Source organism: Actinopolymorpha sp. B17G11, assembly GCF_040196095.1.
Lineage (GTDB): Bacteria > Actinomycetota > Actinomycetes > Propionibacteriales > Actinopolymorphaceae > Thermasporomyces.
In genome coordinates this window covers 40,402-59,144 of the sequence record NZ_JBEFTW010000042.1, presented here as the reverse complement: position 1 = coordinate 59,144, position 18,743 = coordinate 40,402, and the positions used below count along the sequence as shown (strand labels likewise).

At 67.8% G+C, this 18,743-nt stretch carries 16 protein-coding genes; 7 read left to right on the top strand and 9 right to left on the bottom strand.

Going from position 1 to position 18,743, the window contains the following annotated elements; genetic code table 11:
* Positions 1 to 152: 152 nt before the first annotated feature.
* The 3 genes from ABN028_RS30400 to ABN028_RS30390 are packed head-to-tail and all read right to left on the bottom strand — an operon-like array spanning position 153 to position 4,927.
* Positions 153 to 1,532, bottom strand: a complete 1,380-nt coding sequence (locus ABN028_RS30400; RefSeq protein WP_349698982.1) for an ABC transporter substrate-binding protein — start codon at positions 1,530 to 1,532, stop codon at positions 153 to 155.
* Between the two features lie 3 nt (positions 1,533 to 1,535).
* Positions 1,536 to 2,936: an extracellular solute-binding protein gene (locus ABN028_RS30395; protein WP_349698981.1), complete on the bottom strand. Its 1,401-nt coding sequence runs from the start codon at positions 2,934 to 2,936 to the stop codon at positions 1,536 to 1,538.
* On the bottom strand, positions 2,933 to 4,927 hold the full coding sequence (locus tag ABN028_RS30390) for a glycoside hydrolase family 127 protein (protein WP_349698980.1): 1,995 nt from the start codon (positions 4,925 to 4,927) through the stop codon (positions 2,933 to 2,935). The genes ABN028_RS30395 and ABN028_RS30390 overlap by 4 nt, the downstream gene beginning before the upstream one ends.
* Before the next feature lie 180 nt (positions 4,928 to 5,107).
* Between ABN028_RS30390 and ABN028_RS30385 the strand changes: the two genes are divergently transcribed.
* Positions 5,108 to 6,139, top strand: a complete 1,032-nt coding sequence (locus ABN028_RS30385; protein WP_349331208.1) for a LacI family DNA-binding transcriptional regulator — start codon at positions 5,108 to 5,110, stop codon at positions 6,137 to 6,139.
* Between the two features lie 135 nt (positions 6,140 to 6,274).
* On the opposite strand, the gene ABN028_RS30380 is transcribed toward ABN028_RS30385, so the two are convergent.
* Both ABN028_RS30380 and pyrE read right to left on the bottom strand, forming a co-directional pair.
* Positions 6,275 to 6,976: a hypothetical protein gene (locus ABN028_RS30380; RefSeq protein ID WP_349331207.1), complete on the bottom strand. Its 702-nt coding sequence runs from the start codon at positions 6,974 to 6,976 to the stop codon at positions 6,275 to 6,277.
* Between the two features lie 87 nt (positions 6,977 to 7,063).
* Positions 7,064 to 7,567: an orotate phosphoribosyltransferase gene (gene pyrE / locus ABN028_RS30375; protein WP_349331206.1), complete on the bottom strand. Its 504-nt coding sequence runs from the start codon at positions 7,565 to 7,567 to the stop codon at positions 7,064 to 7,066.
* A 253-nt stretch (positions 7,568 to 7,820) separates the two neighbouring features.
* Between pyrE and add the strand changes: the two genes are divergently transcribed.
* The 3 genes from add to ABN028_RS30360 all read left to right on the top strand — a co-directional run bounded on the left by add (position 7,821) and on the right by ABN028_RS30360 (position 9,764).
* On the top strand, positions 7,821 to 8,798 hold the full coding sequence (gene add, locus ABN028_RS30370) for an adenosine deaminase (RefSeq protein ID WP_349698979.1): 978 nt from the start codon (positions 7,821 to 7,823) through the stop codon (positions 8,796 to 8,798).
* Positions 8,702 to 8,974 carry an integrase core domain-containing protein gene (locus tag ABN028_RS30365; protein ID WP_349698983.1) on the top strand — a complete coding sequence of 91 codons (273 nt, stop codon included), beginning with the start codon at positions 8,702 to 8,704 and terminating at the stop codon, positions 8,972 to 8,974. Before add ends, ABN028_RS30365 begins: the two co-directional genes overlap by 97 nt.
* Positions 8,975 to 9,086: 112 nt before the next feature.
* Positions 9,087 to 9,764 carry a Type 1 glutamine amidotransferase-like domain-containing protein gene (locus ABN028_RS30360; protein ID WP_349698978.1) on the top strand — a complete coding sequence of 226 codons (678 nt, stop codon included), beginning with the start codon at positions 9,087 to 9,089 and terminating at the stop codon, positions 9,762 to 9,764.
* A gap of 96 nt (positions 9,765 to 9,860) precedes the next feature.
* Here the strand turns inward: ABN028_RS30360 and ABN028_RS30355 are convergent, their stop codons facing one another.
* Genes ABN028_RS30355 through arfA form a run of 3 tightly spaced genes read right to left on the bottom strand, consistent with a single transcriptional unit; the run spans position 9,861 to position 13,609 of the window.
* Positions 9,861 to 10,964 carry an arabinan endo-1,5-alpha-L-arabinosidase gene (locus ABN028_RS30355; RefSeq protein ID WP_349331203.1) on the bottom strand — a complete coding sequence of 368 codons (1,104 nt, stop codon included), beginning with the start codon at positions 10,962 to 10,964 and terminating at the stop codon, positions 9,861 to 9,863.
* A gap of 47 nt (positions 10,965 to 11,011) precedes the next feature.
* Complete coding sequence (locus tag ABN028_RS30350; RefSeq protein ID WP_349698977.1) at positions 11,012 to 12,070, bottom strand: zinc-dependent alcohol dehydrogenase; 1,059 nt, start codon at positions 12,068 to 12,070, stop codon at positions 11,012 to 11,014.
* 21 nt (positions 12,071 to 12,091) lie between these two features.
* The gene (gene arfA / locus ABN028_RS30345) at positions 12,092 to 13,609 is read right to left on the bottom strand and encodes an arabinosylfuranosidase ArfA (RefSeq protein WP_349698976.1); all 1,518 of its coding nucleotides are present in this window, start codon (positions 13,607 to 13,609) and stop codon (positions 12,092 to 12,094) included.
* A gap of 265 nt (positions 13,610 to 13,874) precedes the next feature.
* On the opposite strand from arfA, the gene ABN028_RS30340 reads away from it, so the two are divergent.
* The 3 genes from ABN028_RS30340 to ABN028_RS30330 all read left to right on the top strand — a co-directional run bounded on the left by ABN028_RS30340 (position 13,875) and on the right by ABN028_RS30330 (position 17,233).
* Positions 13,875 to 15,299, top strand: a complete 1,425-nt coding sequence (locus tag ABN028_RS30340) for an extracellular solute-binding protein (RefSeq protein ID WP_349331200.1) — start codon at positions 13,875 to 13,877, stop codon at positions 15,297 to 15,299.
* A gap of 96 nt (positions 15,300 to 15,395) precedes the next feature.
* Positions 15,396 to 16,346: a carbohydrate ABC transporter permease gene (locus tag ABN028_RS30335; protein ID WP_349331199.1), complete on the top strand. Its 951-nt coding sequence runs from the start codon at positions 15,396 to 15,398 to the stop codon at positions 16,344 to 16,346.
* Positions 16,347 to 16,348: 2 nt separating this feature from the next.
* Positions 16,349 to 17,233: a carbohydrate ABC transporter permease gene (locus tag ABN028_RS30330; RefSeq protein ID WP_349331198.1), complete on the top strand. Its 885-nt coding sequence runs from the start codon at positions 16,349 to 16,351 to the stop codon at positions 17,231 to 17,233.
* 461 nt (positions 17,234 to 17,694) lie between these two features.
* Here ABN028_RS30330 and ABN028_RS30325 read toward each other — a convergent pair whose 3' ends face one another.
* On the bottom strand, positions 17,695 to 18,702 hold the full coding sequence (locus tag ABN028_RS30325; RefSeq protein ID WP_349698975.1) for a LacI family DNA-binding transcriptional regulator: 1,008 nt from the start codon (positions 18,700 to 18,702) through the stop codon (positions 17,695 to 17,697).
* Between the last annotated feature and the right edge of the window lie 41 nt (positions 18,703 to 18,743).

Sequence of the window (18,743 nt, the reverse complement as noted above, 5' to 3'; positions counted from 1 at the left end):
GTCAGACTGAAGAAGAACGACGCGACCATCGGCCCGATCGTGAAGATGACGAACCCGAGAATCGCCGGCATCGCCAGGACGATCCCCCAACGGCGTTCCAGCCGCCCCTGTCCCGACAAACGCCGTCCCGACGAGCGCTGCCTTGGCACGTCCTAGACCTCCTGCGTGGGATACCAGCCCTGGAGAAGCCCGTCGATCTTCGGCGTGACCGCTGTCAGGACCTCCTTGGCGGACTGCTTTCCACCCTCGATCTGTTGCAGGGCCGGTGTGAGTACCTCGGAGATGTTGTCCATGTTCTTCAACCGCTGCGTGAAGACCGTGCTCGCGTGGTTGAGGGTGTAGTCGACAACGGCGGACTTGTACTCCGGCGGGTGGACGTCGTTGTCTACCCAGGAGTCGATCGCCTCGGGCTCGGTGTAGTACTTCTTCTCCAGTGGCATCCACAACCCGTCGGTGAACAGGTCGACGTACTGCGGGTCATTGTGGAACAGGTAAAGCTCGATCGCCTCTTCTGGATGCTTGCTGCCGGTGAAGACCACCGAGGCGCCGCCGAGCTGGATCGTCGTGGGCTCCTGATAACTCGGCAGAACGCCGATGCCGAAGTCGAGCTTGCTCTGCGCCATGTCGAGCAGAATCCACTGGCCGTCGATCGCCATCGCGATCCGCTTCGTCTGGAGCTGCACGTTGGTCGCCGGTGCGTTGTTGCCCAGTTGCACCGGCGTCGGCGCCACCCGGTGCTCGTACATCAGATCCTGCAGGTTCTGGAAGACCTCGATCGCCGGCGGCGTGTCCAGCAGGCACTTCCGGCCAGCCTCGTCGACGAAGCCGGTGCCGTTGCTGCGCAGGAAACCCTCCCACGCCGGCGGGTACTGGATGCTGGTCGAGACCCCGAACTGGCGGATCCGCTTCGGGTCGAAGCCGGACTGGTCGGGACGCCTGCCGTCCTGGTCCAGGGTCAGCCGGGTCGCCGTCTCGACGAAGGTGTCCCAGGACCAGGCGTCCGCCGCATCGGCCGGTGGCGTGTCCACGCCGGCGTCGGCCAGCACGTCCTTGTTGTACCACAACAGCATGACCTCGTTGGCGGTCTGCGTACCGAACGTCTTGTCTCTGCCATACCAGAAGTAGGTGCCGGGCAACCGGTCGGCGAGAGCGGGATACTTGTCGAAGTAGGTATAGAGGTTGACCAGTTTGCCCTGCTCGGCAAGGCGATAGCCGATCGCCCCGCCCATGTACGCCACATCGGGCGCGCGGTTGCTCGCGACCAACGTGTTGACCTTGGTGTCGTACTCCTGAGGTGTGTAGAGCGGTTTCGTCGACACTCCCTCGTGCTCGGCTTCGAACTGCCCGAGCATCGCGTTGATGGCCTTCTGTTCGTACGACGAACCCCAGTACATGAACTGCAGCTCGGCATCGCCGCCGGCACCGCCACCAGAGTTGCAACCGGCGAGCACTGAGGCCGCCGCGCCCGATGCCGCGACGCCCGCAGCTGCACCGCCGAGCCGCAGGACGTCTCGTCGGCTCCATGTCGTCATGACCTACAGCTCCTGAGTGGGGTAATAGCCTTGGAGAAGCTTGTCGACCTTTGGTTTGAGCTCATCGAGCACCTCCTTGGCCGGACGCTTGCCGTTCTGGATCTGCTGGAGAGCGGGCGTCATGACCTCGGCGATGTTGTCGGTGTTCTTCAGGCTCTGGTCGTACTGCCGGACGGAGTTGTTCAGGGTGTAGTCGACGACGGCGGTACGAAACTCCGGAGGGTGCGCGTCGTTCTTCGTCCAGGAATCGATCGCGGCCTGGTCGGAGTAGAACTTCTCCTCGAGCGGCATCCACAGGCCGTCCTTGTAGAGGTCCACATAGCGCGGGTCGTTGTGGAACATGTAGAGCTCGACGGCCTCGTCATCGTGACCCTTACCAGTGAAGGCAACCGTCCCGGCCGCGAATCCAACGGTGAGTGCCTCTTGATATTTCGGCAGGACCCCGATGCCGTAGTCGAGGTTGCTCTGCGCCATGTCCAGCAGCAGCCACTGGCCATCCATGGCCATGGCCACCCGTCGGGTCTGCAGCAGGCGTGGTGTCGTCGGTACGCCCGCACCACCGGTGGCCAGCTGCGCCGGCGTCGGTGCGACTCTGTGCTTGAACGTCAGGTCCTGGAGGTCCTGGAAGACCTGAACTCCTTCGGCTCCGTTGAGCACGAAGTCCGTGCCGCTGTCGTCGACCGCTTCGCCGCCGTTGCTGCGTACGAGCGGATACCAGCCGAAGTTGTTCCAGTTGGAGGCGATGCCGAACTGGCGAATGGCCTTGGAGTCGAAGCCAGGCTCGTCGGGATGCCTGCCGTCCTGGTCCATGGTGAGTTTGGTGGCAGCCTCGACCAGCTGGTCCCAAGTCCACGCCTTGTCCGCCTCGGCTGGCGGATAGTCGATGCCAGCATCGTCGAACGCCTGCTTGTTGTACCACAACAGCATGACTTCGTTGGCGGTTTGGGTGGCTGCAAGCTTGTTCTTGCCGTACCAGTAATAGGTGTAGGGAAGACGCTCTCCCAGCTCGGGGTACTTCTTGAGATAGGGGTAGAGGTTGATGAGTTTGCCCTGCTCAGCCAGGCGATAGAGCACGCCTCCGCCGAGATAGGCGAGGTCGGGTGCTCTCTTGCTGGCGACCAGGGTGTTGAGCTTGGTGGTGTAATCGGTGCCGGGTGTGTAGAGCGGCTGGACCTCGCCGCCGTTGGAGTGCTCCTTGTACTCCGCCAGCATGGCGTTCATGGCCTTCTGTTCGAAGGTCGATCCCCAGTACATGAACTGCAGCTCGGCACCATCGCCTCCCGAGCCACCACCACCACACGATGCGAGGGCGGCGGGCGCCGCGGCGCCAAGGGCCCCCAGGCCGCTCAGCCTGAGCATGTCCCGCCGGCTCATGTTCGACGTACGCAACCGTCCAGCTGTCATGGTGAGCTCCGATGTGCGACGGGCAACCAGACGCGCATCGCGGCGCCGTCCCGGTTGTCCCACTGGAAGTACGGGATGGCGACCGCGGTGGTGGGGGTCGTGGTGACCTGCTCCTCCGGTGGTGTGGTGGAGTAGGGCGGTGTGGCGGAGTCCGGAGAACCGTTGCCGGGTGGGGCGACGACGACGGCATTCAGGTGCAGCGTGACGGTACGTCCGACGCCGGCGAGATCGTCGACGTCGACCACCCGAGGTTCCATGCCTGGTACCAGGGCGAGGTCGTCCACGTCGACCCCTGCCGGCTGGTCGGCCTGCTCGACGCAGTAGACGAGCGGGCCGCGTTCGACTGCCGCCGTACCGCGGACCGCGTCCATCCGATGGTGCGGGTAGACGATCCGGGGCGTCATGTCCAGCTCGAGCGTCACCTGCTCGCCTGGCTTCCAGGCACGGCGCAGGCGTAGGTATCCGCTCTCGTCCGGGGCGACGTCCGTCGGCTGGCCGTCGACCGCGATGCTGACGGCCGTGCTCCACACGGGCGCACGAACGGCCAGCGTCCATTCCGATCCCGGTGCCTGGTCGATGGTGAACGACACCGTGCCCGCCCACGGGAAGTCGGTGGCGACGGACACACCGGCCGCGCCGGACGGAAGCTCGGCGCGGATCGTACCGGGAACGAACTGGTGGACGAACAACGCGTCCGCGGGCTCGCTGACACTCGCGACATAGTGGCCGAGCGTCGCGACCAGGCGCATGATGTTGGGCGGGCAACAGGCGCACGAGAACCATTCGTTCCGGCGGCCGGGATCGTCACCCTCGAAGTGGTCGTGGCGACGCTGCAACGGATTGACGTAGAAGAACCGCGTGCCGTCGGTCGACGTCGACGCCGCGAAACCGTTGTAGAGCGTGCGTTCGATCAGGTCGGCGTACCTGCCCTCACCGGTGGCGAGCAGCAGCCGCCAGCTCCAGTGGATGCTCGCGATCGCCGCACACGTCTCGGTGTACGCACGGTCCGGCGGCAACTCGTACCTGTCACCGAACGCCTCCTGCGCGTGCCGAGAGCCGACGCCACCGGTGAGGTACGTCTTCGCCGCCACCATGTCATTCCACCGGCGTACGGAACATTCGAGCAGCGACTCGTCACCGGTCTCGAGGTAGACATCGACGATGCCGGCCTCGAGGTACAACGCGCGGACGGCGTGGCCCACGTGCGTGTCGGCCTCCCGCACGGGCAGGTGGTCCTGGAGATAGCGCCTCCCCCGGCCGGAGATCAGGCCCTTGCCGCGTTCGTTGACAAGCTTCTCCGCGAGCGTGAGATAGCTGCGCTCGCCGGTGACGCGGTAGAGCTCGACCAGAGCCGTCTCGATCTCCGGATGCCCGTCGATGCCGGGATTTCCGTCGTGCAGGAAGACCTTGACGAGATGGTCGGCGAACCGGGTTGCCACCGTGCGCACCTGTTCGCCGCCACCGACGCGGGCGATCGCGACCGCGGCCTGGATGAGATGGCCGGCGCAGTACATCTCGTGGCTGTGCGCGAGTTCTGCGTACTCCTTCTCCGGCGCGACGACCTGGTAGTAGGAGTTGAGATAACCGTCGGCGCGCTGGGCGGCAAGGAGCAGTTCGCCTGCTTGGCGTACGAAGTCCATCAGGTCGTCGTCAGGCGCCCGCCCGGCCTCCCACGCCACCGCCTCGAGCTGTTTGTAGACGTCGGAGTCGGAGAACCGGGGACCCCGGAAGGCGGCAGCCGCGTCCTCGCCCAGTTCGCCGGCCACCGACTGAGCGGCGAGGCGGAGGTTGTCGAGGTTTCCGGCTTCGCCCAGCTGCTTGATGCCGAGCGGGATGCTGGCGTCGCGGTTGACCTGCTGCCACCGGCCCAGCGGTCCACCGGTGAGGGCGACGTCGCGGATGCCGAGCGGCCGATGGACCGCCCGCCCGCTCGGCGTGGGCACGGCGGGCCCACACGCTTGTTCGGACGGGGTCGGACGTGCGTTGCCCATCGGACTCCTTCGTACGGCAAACGGAAGGAATAGGATTTCCGAAAGTTTGGGATCCGGCATCGGCAGCGTCAAGGCCGGCGTCAGCTTTAGGTCAGTTCACGCGTCGGTAGTCCCTGCTGAGGGTGCTGAAACAGCGTCTATGCTGGGAGCGGTGTTCGTACGGCAGAGGAAGGAAAAGGATTGTCGGAAGCGTCTCAGCCGGGGCGTGTCGCGACCATCCGTGACGTCGCGGCGGCGGCCGGCGTCTCCATCGGCACGGCGTCCAAGGCGCTCAACGGACGCGGCACGCTGCGCCCCGAGACCCGCGAGCGCGTCGCCGCGGCGGCGCGCCAGCTGGGGTTCCGGCCCAACGCGCTCGCCCGCGGCCTGCTCAGTGGGCGTACCTTCACGGTGGGCCTGGTCACCTCCGACAGTTTCGGACGGTTCTGCATCCCGGTGATGCTCGGCACCGAGGACGCGCTCGGCGCCGGCCAGATCTCGGTCTTCATGTGCGACACCCGCGACGACCCGATCCGGGAACGGCACCACATCCAGATGCTTCTCGCTCGCCGGGTGGACGGCATCCTCGTCACCGGCCGCCGGGTCGAGCCGCGCCCGAGCGTGGGGACGGACCTGCCCGTGCCGGTCGTCTACGCGATGACCCAGTCGACCGACCCGGCCGACTTCTCGGTGATCCCGGACGACTTCGGCGGCGGCCAGACCGCGACCCGGCACCTGCTCGCCCTCGGTCGTACCCGCATCGGCCACGTCGCCGGACCACAGCGCTTCCTCGCCGCGCGGCAACGGGTGGCTGGGATGACGAAGGTCCTCGACGACGCCGGGCTGAAGCTCGCCGGTGGCGAGGCGCTCTACGGCGAGTGGAGCGAGGAGTGGGGGCGGCAAGGTGCCGACATCCTGCTGCGCAGCGACCCCGAGGTCGACGCGATCTTCTGCGGGAGCGACCAGATCGCCCGCGGGGCGGCGGAGACGCTGCGCGAGCGGGGGCGACGGATCCCCGACGACGTCGCCCTCATCGGTTTCGACAACTGGGAGGCGATGGCGAAGGCCTGCCGGCCGCCGCTCACGTCCATCGACATGAGCCTCGGGGAAGTCGGCCGGGTCGCGGCGGAGCACCTTCTCGCGGCAATCGGCGGTGCGGCACCGAGCGGGGGAGTCGAGTCGATCCCCTGCCAGCTCGTCCCCCGCGAGTCGACCGGGCCCGTACGCACCTGAGCCCGGCCCGAGCTCCGCCCCACGCCGCGCGACAGGCGTAAGCAGCGGCGGCCACACCTCGAGGTTGCGCGCGGCCACACCTTGAGGTTGCGCGGCCGGTGCAGGTTCAGCGCCGCCGCTCGCCTCCTCCGCTCATCATCCGCCGGGCACCGCGGGCCTTCGGTCAGGCCAGAACTCGTCGCGGTCGCACGCTGCCGCGACCTCGCCCCGGTTGACCGGATAGCCCTTCGCCGGCCGATGGATCACCAGGTGGATTCCGGTGATCCGGGTGAGGCACCGCTCCGTCGCGGCACGAGCCCGACCCTCGCCACCCGCCCAGACGTCGATCCAGGTGGTCGCACCGTCGGGAGCCTCGTCCAGCTGGTAACACGGCCCGTCCTGTGCCCGGTCGCCGCACTGGTCCTCGACGACGGCGTACTTACGGAGGTACGGAAGATAGAACCGGCTGCGCACCGGCCACTGCGTCCCCTCCTTCCGGTGCCAGCCGACGGCGACGGTGATCGGGTCGTCGTAGCTGCCGACCCCCGCCGCGACCTCGTGACGTTCGTTCGGATAGGCGATCCGGGCCGAACCGGGCGGGGAGTTGTCGTGGACGGAGTAGCCCGTCACGTAGGCAGTCGCGAGGACCCTCTCGCCGGGCCGTCGCTGCTTCCCACCAGCACCAGCCGGTTTGGTCGCGTACTCGGCGGGCGGCGTGGTCGAGGTCGCGGGCCGTGCGGACTCCGACGACACGCTCGGTCGGTCCCCGGACGTCACTCCACATGCGCAGGTCACGAGCAGCAGCCCGGCGGCGATCCACCACGGACGGGGCAGGGCCGCGCTGCGTCGAGCCTGCATGGGAACTCCGGATCCGGTTCGTACCCCCGTGCGGCCAGTGCTGCCGAGCCTCTCATGCCACAGTGTTCTCGCGCCCGCTCAGGGCGATCACATGCGCAGCAGGGCGTGCAACCGGATCCCCTCGGCGGCCAATGCCTCGGTCCCGCCCTCCTGGCGGTCGATCACGCAGAGCGCGTGCGCGATGTGGGCGCCGAGTTCGCGGAGCTGCCGGGTGGAGATCGCTACCTGACCGCCTGACGTGACGACGTCCTCGACGACCAGGACGCGCCGGCCAGCCGGGTCGGCACCTTCCGCGAGCCGGCGGGTGCCGTACGTCTTCGGTTCTTTCCGCACGAACGCACACGGCAGACCGGTGTGGCGGCCCAGCGCAGTGACCACGGCGATCCCGCCCATCTCCAGCCCGGCGAGGACCTGCGTATCGGGCGGCACCAGCGCGACCAGATGCTCGGCGAGTCGGTCCAGCAACCGTGGGTCGGCCTCGAACTGGTACTTGTCGAAGTACACGTCCGAGACCCTCCCCGAACGCAGGACGAAGCTCCCGGTCAGCCGACAGCGCGCTTCGACGTCGCGCGCGAGCTCGCGGAGGGTCATGAACCCAGCATGGCGCAGGTCGACCCCAGGGGCGTACGCCAGGTCGGGTTGAGAGGTCCCGCACTCGCGCGAGTCGTCGCGCGAAATAAGCTCGTGCACCGCACCCGGCCGGCTTGATGAAATAGCGGGGCAGTACCCGCAGCCGACCTGCCGCGGGCTGAGCGGACCTGCAACTGGGCGGACATGCCGCCGAGCCCAGGTACCGCCGAGCCGACGGGCCGCCGGCCCAGGAATCGAAGGGACGACCAACGCAATGGATCTGGCCGCGGCACCCAAGATCGAGCTGCACAGCCACCTCGACTGCTGCCTGAGCTTCGAGGCGGCGCACCGGATCGAGCCCTCGATCACGCGGGAGCACTACGACCGGAACTTCGTCGCTCCGCCCAGGTGCCCGTCGCTGGCGGACTATCTGGCGTACACGATGAACTACCGGAGGCTCCTGCAGTCCGAACGCGCGTTGCGGATCGCGGTCGCGGACGTGTTCGCGCAGATGGCCGCGGACGGGATCGTCTACGCGGAGTTGCGGTTCGCGCCGCTGATCCACACCGAATGCGGTGCCATGTCGGCCGACGAGGTGGTGGCCTGCGTGAGCGAAGAGACCGTACGCCAGATCGCGGCGACAGGTGTCGAGGCGACCTTGATCCTCTGCACGCTGCGCGACTACAGCGCCGAGCAGAGCATCGAAACGGCGCGGCTGGTCGAGCGGCACGCGAAGTCAGGGCCGGTGGCAGGGATGGACATCGCCGGCGACGAGATAGCGTACCCACTCAAGGTCCACGCGCCGGCGTTCGACTTCGTCCGCGAGGCCGGGCTCGGCATCACGGTCCATGCGGGCGAGGCCGGTGGACCGGAGAGTGTGCACGAGGCGCTGGACGTGACGGGGACGACGCGGATCGGTCATGGCGTACGCAGCGTCGAGGATCCTGAGCTGGTCGCGCGGCTGGCCGAGTCGGGCGTCCACCTCGAGATGTGCCCGACCTGCAACGTGCAGACGAGTGCGGTGGAGTCGTACGAAGGCCATCCGGTGGACCGCCTGCGTCGGGCGGGCGTGCGGGTGGGCATCAGCACCGACACCCGCGCCGTCACCGACCTCCGGCTGAGGCAGGAGTACGAACGGTTGGCGGCGACGTTCGGCTGGACGTCGGGCGATTTCGCGCAGGTCAACCGCAATGCGCTCGACGCCGCGTTCGCCACGCCCGAGGTGAACGCCCGCATCGCCACGATCATCTGACCGGACAACACCGACGCCGCCGGCCCGACGGCTCGGCAAGGAAGTTCCGCCGCGAGATCCCCGACGGTGACGCGCTGGCGGTGGAGACGAACCTGTTCCGCCAGACCTACAACACGATCCGGCCGCACCAGGCGCTCGGCGACCGCACTCCGCGCCACGCATACCTCGCTGGATGAAGCCGCACCGCCACGCAGTTGGCAGTTTCGGCGCGTTCGGAAGCGATAAGTTTCGCGGCGGTCCCAGGTCTATACGTCCGACTGCTCCATCGCACTCGAATCGGGAGGCATCTTGCGGCTTCTTCTCACGTCCGCGGGCATCAAGAACGCGAGCGTCCACGACGCGCTGGTCGACCTGCTGGGCAAACCCATCGCCAACTCCAGCGCCCTGTGCATCCCAACCGCGATGTACGGGCATCCCCACGTCGGTCCAGGAGCGGAGGCATGGCGTTTCATCAGCGGACGACAACCCCTCACGCCCATGTGCGAGTTGGGTTGGAAGTCCGTGGGAGTGCTGGAGCTCACCGCGCTGCCCAGCATCGATGAGGAACGCTGGGTCCCGCTGGTCCGGGAGACAGACGTCCTGCTGGTGGGAGGCGGCGATGCCCTGTACCTGTGCCACTGGATGCGGGAGTCCGGGTTGGCGGACCTCCTGCCGTCGCTGCGCGAGACGGTCTGGGTAGGGCTGAGCGCCGGGAGCATGGTGATGACCCCCCGCATCGGGCATCGCTTCGTCGGGTGGAAGCCGCCCGCCGGTGGGGAGGACAGCGCCCTGGGGGTCGTCGACTTCTCGATCTTCCCGCACCTCGACGGCCAGGACATGCCGGAGAACACCATGGCCGGCGCGGAGCGATGGGCTGCCGGTATCCCAGGGCCGGCGTACGCGATCGACGACGACACCGCCATCAAGGTGACCGACGGGACCGTCGAGGTCATCTCCGAGGGGCACTGGAGGCTCTTTCCCTCCTAGTTCCGTCCTAGCTCAGGTGGAACGCGGACCCTGGACAGCTCACCAGCTGTGCGGGCGCGGTGTGCCACCGACGTGACCACAGGTGTACCTGCGCGTCTACCGGGTCGTGCCCGGCCCGTGGAGACGCGGCCAGCCGTCCGCGCCCCATACGATCCGGCGGAGCCCGAGACGGAAGTCGCCGTCGGCGGTCCCGTCGTAGTAGTGGTGCGCCAGGATCCCGTCGAACACCGACTGGCCACCGGGCCCGAACATCGTGCCCTGCTCCGAGAGCAGCACCGTGCCGCCACCGTGGGCGAGCGGCGTCCCGAGCTTGTCGTGATAGGGCCCGGTGACCTCGCGCGACCGGCCGACCGCGATCTTGTACGTACTCTCCACACCACGACAACAGAAGTCGATCGACACGAAGAGGTAGTACCACCCATCGCGCTTCACGATGTACGGCGCCTCGATCGCGTTCGGCGGCACGTGCCGGTCCGCGAGCCGCAGCGGTTCGCCCTGTCCAGCAACGGGTTTGCCGTCCGGCCACGAGAGCCGCACCATCCGGATCCCGCTCCAGAACGACCCGAACGCCAACCACGGCGTGCCGTCGTCGTCCTCCACGATGCCGGGATCGATGGCGTTGTAGTCGTCGTCGGGGACCGACCGCGTCACCAGTCCCTGGTCGACCCATTCGTAGTCAGGATCGCGAGGGTCGAGCGTGGTGTTGGTGGCGAGCCCGATCACCGAGCGGTTCGAGCCGAACGTCGAACCCGAGTAGTAGAGGTAGTAGACCCCGTCGTGGCGATAGACGTCGGGCGCCCAGATGTTCGAGACACCCGGCACCTCCTCGCGCACCCACGCGGGAATGTCGTCGAACACCGTTCCGACGAACTCCCACGACGCGAGATCGCTGGACCGACGGATCTGGACGGTGCCCGAGGACACCTGCGGATCGCCGGTGGAGAAGACGTACCAGTCCCCGTCACGGGCGGTCGAGGTGCCGGACTTCCCCTCGGACTCCCGTACCAACGCGGGATCGTGCGTACGCAGGTCACCGGTCAACTCGTCAGGTGGCACGACGGTACCGGCTCCGCTCACGGTTTCCGGGTCACCTTCTGGCCCGGGCCGGTCCCCGGACTCCCCTGGCTGGGCCGATGTCGAGGCCTGTGGAATAACTGCGACGAGCATCGCCGTGATGACAACCGCCATGATTCGTGTCATGCGCCTCTCCTGTCGCGCAACAGCGAGGATGCAAGCCAGAACAACTGTCAGGGCACCAGCAACACCTTGCGAAGATCGGCCGGACGGTCCCGCAGGGTCGCGATCGCCGACCCCACGTCCGTCACGGCGTAACGATGACTGATCAGTGGAGCGAGGTCCAGCAGTCCCGCGTTGAACATCGTGACGACGTGTTCCCACGCCGCCGCCGACGCACCGAAGACTCCCTGGACAGTGAGGTGCTTGAGCGCGATCTCCGCCAGGTCGCCCTCGGCCGGACCGGCCGGAATCCCTTCCAGGACGACGGTTCCGCCACGACGTGCTGCGGCCAGCGCGACCCGCGCCGAGGTCGTCCGCGTACCGGCCTCGAAGACCACGTCGGCCTCACATGACCACCCCGGCGCAGCCGCCTCGGTGCCGCTCACGCACCGCGTCGCTCCCCACCGCGTCCCGAGCTCGCGCCCGCCCGGGCTGTCGCCGATGAGAACCAGGTCGGCCGGGCTGTAGGCGGAGAGAATCTGGCACGCCACCAGACTGAGCGTTCCAGTGCCCACCACGGCGACCCGCGCGCCCACCGCCGGGGCGGCGGCCCGGATCCCTTCCACGACACACGCCGACGGCTCCAACAGTGCGGCCGCCTCGAGGTCGGCGTCGGCACGCAGCCGGTGCACGAGTCGCGCCGGCACGGTCACGTAGCCACCGAACGCTCCAGGGTGGGTGAACCCCGTTTCCGCGTACCCCGCCTCGCACAGGTTCGTCGCACCCTCCCGGCAGCGAGGACAACGGCCGCAGTTGCGGAAACCCTGCGCAACCACGCGGTCTCCGACCGCAAGGCCGGCGCCGCCAGTGGCCGTCCCGCCGCTCGCGGCGTCGTCGCCGAGCGCGGCCACGGTGCCCGCCCATTCGTGGCCGGGTACGACGGGATACCGCACGTACGCCGCCGGCCGGGTGCCCTCGAACAGCTCCACGTCACTGCCGCAGATCCCCGCCGCGCCGACCTGGACCAGGACCTCACCCGGCCCGGGCCGCACCACCGGCAGGTCGACGATCGCGAAGTCGTCGGCGCCACGGACGATCACCGACGAACTGTGCTCTGGAATCGTGCCCATCTCGGCCGCCTCCCGTCTCGTTCACGCCGCGGGCGTCGACAGCCGGATCATGTTCCACGACATCGGCGGCAGCTCGACCCGCAGCTCGCCGTTGTCGACGACCGGCACCGGCAGTTCCTGTGGGACGACCCGTGCGTTGTCACGGGTGTTGGTCGCGTCCCGGTCAGGTCCGTGCAGCGCCACGTGCGCGACCGGGCGTACGCCGGAATCCGCAGAACCGCTCCCCAGCGCCCGCACGTCGGCCACCACACCGAGCGGCTCTGTCAAAGAACGGTTGACAGCGAAGATCGCCACGTCGCCGGTCTCGCCGTCGAGGGTGGCCGTGCAGTCGAGCTGGGGCACGGCGCCGTACTCCGCCGTCTCCACCACCGGCCCCGAGGGCTCCACCCGAAGCGTGTGCCCGACGCCGTAGGAGAAGGCGTACTTCATCGGATAGAACGTCGACTGGCGCCATGCCGGCCCGCCGTTCTCGGTCGTGATCGGGGCGATCACGTTGACCAGCTGGGCGAAACACGCCATCGACACCCGGTCGGCGCGGCGCAACAGGCTGTTGAGCAGTGATCCGACGACGACCGCATCGGCGAGGGAGTACTCGTCCTGGTAGAGCGCGGGCGCCTCCACCCACTCCCGTTCGTCACCTCGCTCGTGGTACCACACGTTCCATTCGTCGTACGACAGGTTGATGGTCTTGTTGCTCCGCACCTTGGCCTTGACGTAGTCGCAGGTGGCGATCACCGACTCGATCATCGCGTCCATGTCGACACCGGAGGCGAGGAAGCTCGCGAAGTCGCCGTCCTTCGGGCGGTAGTAGGAGTGGAGCGAGACGTAGTCGACGACGCCGTAGGTGTGCTCCAGTACCTCCGCCTCCCACGAGCCGAAGGTCGGCATCCGCCGGCTGGAACTCCCGCAGGCGACCAGCTCGAGGTCGGGGTCGACGAGTCGCATGGCGTGCGCGGTCTGCTGGGCGAGGATGCCGTAGTCGCGCGCGTTCTTGTGCGCGATCTGCCACGGGCCGTCCATCTCGTTGCCCAGGCACCAGATCTTGATGTTGTGCGGGTCCTTCGCCCCGTGCGACACGCGCAGGTCGGACCAGTAGCTCCCGCTCGGATGGTTGCAGTACTCCACCAGTGCCGTCGCCGCGTCGACGCCGCGCGTGCCGAGGTTGACCGCCATCATCGGCTCGACACCGGCCTTGCGACACCAGGCCGCGAACTCGTCGACGCCGACCGCGTTGGTCTCGATCGCCTTCCACGCCAGGTCGAGCCGGCGCCGACGCTTGTCCTTCGGCCCGATCGCGTCCTCCCAGGTATAGCCGGACACGAAGTTGCCGCCCGGATAACGGACCGTGGTCACACCGAGCTCGCGGGTGAGATCGAGGACGTCGGTCCGAAAGCCGTCCGGGTCGGCGTCCGGGTGGTCGGGCTCGTAGATGCCGCCGTAGACGCAGCGGCCGAGGTGCTCGACGAAAGAGCCGCGCACGCGCGGGTCGACCGGACCGATCGCGAACGCCGGATCAAGGGAGAGGGTGGCCTGCTTCACGTTCTTCCTTCCAGGCCGGGAGTTTCGGCCGAGGGATTGCGTTGACGCCAACGACACGCGATCGTAGCCTGAGCGTCGATATCACGCACATTGTTCGGCATATCGAACATTCTCGACATTCAGGATGGTTCCGGTGTGCTGGCCCGGCGTCCTAGGATCGGGCGCCGAGAAACCTCGGGGGATCGAGCACCGTCCGCTCGTCGACCACCGGCGGCAGATGGCGCAGCTTCGTCAAGACGTCGGTCGATCGGATGGAGGTGGGTCGGTGTCAGCTTCGGCTGCTGGTCGCCCGCCCGGCGGCTCTACCGGGCACACCCTGTCGTCGCGCAATCCCCTGTCTACGGGGCAGCCAGCCTCGGGCCGCCAGCACAGCCGGCGCGCGCTGCTGCGTTCTGCGGGCGTGCTCGCCGCTGGTGCCATGGCCGGCGGCCTCACCAGCTGCGGCAGCGTGCGGTCAGGCTTCACCGGCGCCCCGCCGGGTGCGAACGTCCTCACCTACTGGAACCTTCTCGGCGGCGGCGACGGCGTACGCATGAAGGACATGGAGGGCGTCTACCAGAAGGCGAATCCGGACGTCGACCTGGAAGCCGTCACCCTCACGTGGGGGAATCCGTACTACACCAAGCTCTCCCTCGCCACCCTCGGCGCGCAGCCACCGGACGTCGCGATCTCCCACCTGACAAGGGTTCCGACCCTCGTCAGTGCCGGATTGCTCCAGCCCTTCGCGCCCGAGGATCTCGCACGCCACGGGATGGAACCCGACAAGTTCGTCCAGGCCGCGATCAATGGCGCGACCATCGACGGTCAGATCTACGCCATCCCGCTCGACACCCACCCGTTCGTGATGTTCTACAACACCGACATCTGCGAGAAGGCGGGTCTGCTCGACACCGACGGCAACCTCACCTCGGTCGACGGCGAGGACGCGTTCATCGAGGCCCTCGCCAAGGCCAAAGAGGCGAGCGGGACGTGGGGTGGTGCGGTCGCCACCATCGCCGACACCTCCACGCCGTGGCGGTTCTTCTTCAGCCTGTACGGCCAGCTCGGCGGCAAGCTGCTCATGGGCAGCGCACCCGACGAGATCCTCGAGGACGACAAGGCGATCCAGGCCGCGAGCCTGATGCGCCGGGTCACCGTCGAGGAGGAGCTCATGCCGACCAGCATCGACTACGGCGGTGCCGTCGCACTCTTCGCCAACCAGCGCTCCGGATTCTTCTTCCAGGGCGAGTGGGAGGTCTCGACCTTCATCGACGCCAAGATTCCGTTCAGCATGGCGAGATTCCCCCACCTGTTGGGTGACAGCTACGCCGTACAGGCCGACTCGCACACGTTCGTCATGCCCAACAAGAACCCGCTCGAACGCGACCGGATCGACCTCATCTTCGGCTTCATCCGTTCGATGCTCGACCAGGGCATCACCTGGGGCGAGGGCGGCCACATCCCCACCTGGCTCCCCGTCCAGGAAAGTGCGGAGTACAAGGAGATCAAGCCGCAGTCCAACTACGCCGACGTCGCCGAGAGCGCCGTCTACGACCCACCGGCCTGGTTCTCCGGGTCGGGTTCGAACTTCGAGGCGGTCACCGGCTCGGCGCTCGGCGGTGTTCTCGTCGGGCGGACCACACCAGAGGCGGCGGTCGAGCAGATGAAGAGGGGGGTCAGCAAGCTCGCACGGACCGCATCACCGCTCTGATCGTCGTTCCCGCTTCTGCAGTCAGCTCCGCGGCCCGGGATTTCGCGTCGTAGAGCCACCGTCAAGAATCGCCTCTCAACCAGGTCAGGAGGTCTCGTGGGCACCGCGACCATCGCTCCCCAGACCGCGGACGAACGGACCACGGCGTCCGGCGGGCGCCGTAAACCGGCACTTGCTGGGTTCGGGTTCCTTGCGCCGTTCCTGCTTCTCTATGTGCTGTTCCTGGTCGGCCCGAGTATCTACGGCCTGGTGATGAGCTTCTTCCACACCAGTCTCGTCAAGGGCGGCCTGAGCAGCTTCGCCGGATTCGCCAACTACGCCGAGGCTTTCCAGACTCCCGAGTTCTGGGAGTCCCTCTGGCACACGGTGTGGTTCACCATCCTCACCACACCGCCGTTGGTCATCCTGGCTCTGGCGTTCGCTCTCCTCGCCGACCGGGTCGTCCGTGGGCGATGGTTCTTCCGGCTGGTGTTCTTCGCACCGTACGTCCTGCCCTCTGCCGTCATCGCCCTGATCTGGAGCTGGATCTACACCCCGGATATCGGTTCGTTGAGCGGCTGGCTCACCACGGTGGCGGGCTGGTTCGGTGTCGAGTTCGCTCCGCCGATCTGGCTCGGTGACCCGAACTGGGCAATGATCTCGGTCGCGGCCGCGACCGTCTGGTGGACCATCGGGTTCAACTTCGTGCTCTATCTGGCCGGGCTCCAGGACATCCCCCGCGAGCTCTACGAGTCGGCGAGCATCGACGGCGCCAGCGCCTGGCAGCAGATGACGCGGATCACGGTCCCACTGCTGGGGCGTACGACCACCCTGGTCGCGGTCCTGCAGATCATCGCGTCGTTGAAGATCTTCGACCAGATCTATCTGATGACCGCGGGCGGGCCGGACTTCAGCACCCGCCCGGCGATCCAGTACATCTACGACGTGGGCTTCACCGACTACCGGGTCGGCTACGCCTCGGCGGTGTCCATGGTGCTGTTCGCCCTCATCCTCGTCGTGTCGCTGGTGTGGTTCACGATCATGCGGCGCCAGGAAAGGGAGGTCTGACGATGACGGCAGTCGCAACCCCGACCGGTGGCAGGGTCACCGCACCGCCGGAGAAGCGAGGCATCACCCGGGCGCGGGTCTTCAACGGCGTCTGCATCGGGGTGCTGATCGCCTTCGCCCTCCTGTGGTTGGTGCCGCTGCTCTGGGCCGTCGACACCTCCCTCAAGCCCGAGGGCGAGACCACGAAGGTCCCCGTCACGTGGCTGATCGACAGCCCGACCATCGAGGCGTACACGAAGGTCATCGGCGCCGGAAACCTGCTGCAGTGGTACGCCAACTCCGCGATCATCTCGATCATCGTGGCAACGATGGCGGTGCTCGTCGGGAGCATGGCCGGTTTCGCCCTGTCCCGCGTGCGTTTCCGGGGCAGCAACGTGGTGTTCTGGTTCATCCTGGCCGGTATCATGATCCCCGGCGAGGCCCTGATCGTGCCGTTGTTCCGGGAGTTCGCCGCGGTCGGCGCGATCGACACGTACTGGGCCGTCATCCTGCCGCAGATTCCGGTTCCCATCGCGGTGTTCGTCTTCAAGCAGTTCTTCGACGGTGTTCCGCGGGAGTTGGAGGAGGCCGCGCTCGTCGACGGTGCCAGCCGCCTTCGCATCTACGCGCAGCTTTTCATCCCGCTCTCCCGTCCGGCGATATCCGCGGTCGCGATTTTCACGTTCGTCTGGTCATGGAACAACTTCCTGTGGCCGCTGCTCGTGTTGACCAGCACCCCGCTGATGACGCTGCCGGTCGGCCTCGCCACCGTCTCCAGTTCGTACGGAATCCAGTACGCGCAGATCATGGCGTCGGCCGTGCTGGGTGCGCTGCCGCTCATGGTGGTGTTCCTGCTGTTCCAGCGCCGGATCGTCGAGGGCATCGCCAGGACCGGCCTCAAGGGCTGACCCGCGGACCGGTCAACCAGGCACTGCCCGACGACCCGGGAGCTGACCGACCCTGGTTGACCAGCGCCACCCGACCGTGGCCTGGTCAACCAGGCGGGCCCGCCCGACCACGCTGCCGACTGACCAGCGCCGCCCGACCGTGGCCTGGTCAACCAGGCATGGAGACACAAAAGCGGCGTCAACACCTCGCCCAGGGTCGACAGACCCAGCCAACCAGGCGAGTCACCCGGCCAACCAGGCGAGTTGCGGACCCGACCAGGCAAGTAGCCTGCCAAACAGCGCCATGGGCGGATCAGTCCAACCACGATGCCGGGCCGAGGGGCCACACCGCTAGCAAACCTGAACAGCGTGGTCAATCACCGCAGCGGCCGACGGGCTACACCGACCACAACCCTGCTCAGCGTGGTCATTCACGGCAGCGGCCGACGGGGCCGCGCCGACGAGAAACCTGCTCAGCGTGGTCAATCACCGGAGCTGTCGCACCTCGGCGCCAGAGCGGTGGTGGCGCGGGCAGTCAGCCGCGGCGCGAGCTGCGTGGCAGCCGGCACCACACCCTGGGACAGCTTGGCCATCGCCAGGTCGACCGCGCGGCGGCCCACGTCGTCGGCGGGCAGGGCGACACACGACAGGTCGAGGCGCGCCGCCAGCTCGTCCGGACAGATCGCGACCACCGAGATGTCGTCGGGCACTCGCCGATCGCGTTCGCGAAGGGCGGCCAGCACCGACTCGATGACCGACACGTTGTGGACGATCAGCCCCGTCAAGTCGGGCATCGTCCGCAGCAACTCCTCGATCGCCGCGAACGCCGCCTCCCGGGTCGGTTCGCAGGCACGCGTCTCCACGAGAACGCCACGCTCGCCTGCCGCCGCGGCCACCCCGTCGGCGACCCGGGTGGCGAAGCCGGTCCCGCGCGCATAGACCGCCGGCGGGCTTCCCACGAGACCTATCCGCCGATGCCCGAGGTCGGCGAGGTGACCCACGCACGCCTGACCGGCAGCGGCGGAGTCGAGGTCGACGCAGGTCAGTCCTTCGGCGTCGGCAGGGAACCCGATGAGTACGCAGGGAGTCCGCAGCGACCGCACCAGCGGCACGCGTACGTCGTCCAGCTCGACGTCCATCACGATGATCGCGTCAGCGAGCGCACTCGCCTCGACGCGGCGCAGGCCGCGCTCACCCTCGTCCTGCGTGAGGAGGAGAACGTCGTGGTCGACCTCGCGGGCCCGGGTGACGACGGCGGTGACGAACTGCATGAGGACCGGAACATGCACGCCGGTACGCAGCGGAACCACCAGGGCGAGGACGTTGCTGCGCTTGCTGGCAAGGGCCCGTGCGCCCGCGTGCGGGTGGTAACCCAGCGCCCGGATGCTCGCGTGTACGCGGCGTTGGGTCTCCGGAGCGATCGGGCGTTTGCCGCTGAGCACGTAGGACACCGTGCTGGCCGACACCTTGGCGTGCCGAGCGACATCCACGATCCCGACCATGGCTACCCCTGCTGTTGCTCACCACAAGC

Excerpts from the sequence above, each read along its gene's own strand:
- ABN028_RS30330 (WP_349331198.1), top strand. The coding sequence starts at position 16,349 with ATGACGGCAGTCGCAACCCCGACCGGTGGCAGGGTCACCGCACCGCCG.
- ABN028_RS30395 (WP_349698981.1), bottom strand. The coding sequence starts at position 2,936 with ATGACAGCTGGACGGTTGCGTACGTCGAACATGAGCCGGCGGGACATG.
- ABN028_RS30390 (WP_349698980.1), bottom strand. The coding sequence starts at position 4,927 with ATGGGCAACGCACGTCCGACCCCGTCCGAACAAGCGTGTGGGCCCGCC.
- ABN028_RS30380 (WP_349331207.1), bottom strand. The coding sequence starts at position 6,976 with ATGCAGGCTCGACGCAGCGCGGCCCTGCCCCGTCCGTGGTGGATCGCC.
- ABN028_RS30355 (WP_349331203.1), bottom strand. The coding sequence starts at position 10,964 with ATGACACGAATCATGGCGGTTGTCATCACGGCGATGCTCGTCGCAGTT.
- ABN028_RS30350 (WP_349698977.1), bottom strand. The coding sequence starts at position 12,070 with ATGGGCACGATTCCAGAGCACAGTTCGTCGGTGATCGTCCGTGGCGCC.
- ABN028_RS30400 (WP_349698982.1), bottom strand. The coding sequence starts at position 1,532 with ATGACGACATGGAGCCGACGAGACGTCCTGCGGCTCGGCGGTGCAGCT.
- add (WP_349698979.1), top strand. The coding sequence starts at position 7,821 with ATGGATCTGGCCGCGGCACCCAAGATCGAGCTGCACAGCCACCTCGAC.
- pyrE (WP_349331206.1), bottom strand. The coding sequence starts at position 7,567 with ATGACCCTCCGCGAGCTCGCGCGCGACGTCGAAGCGCGCTGTCGGCTG.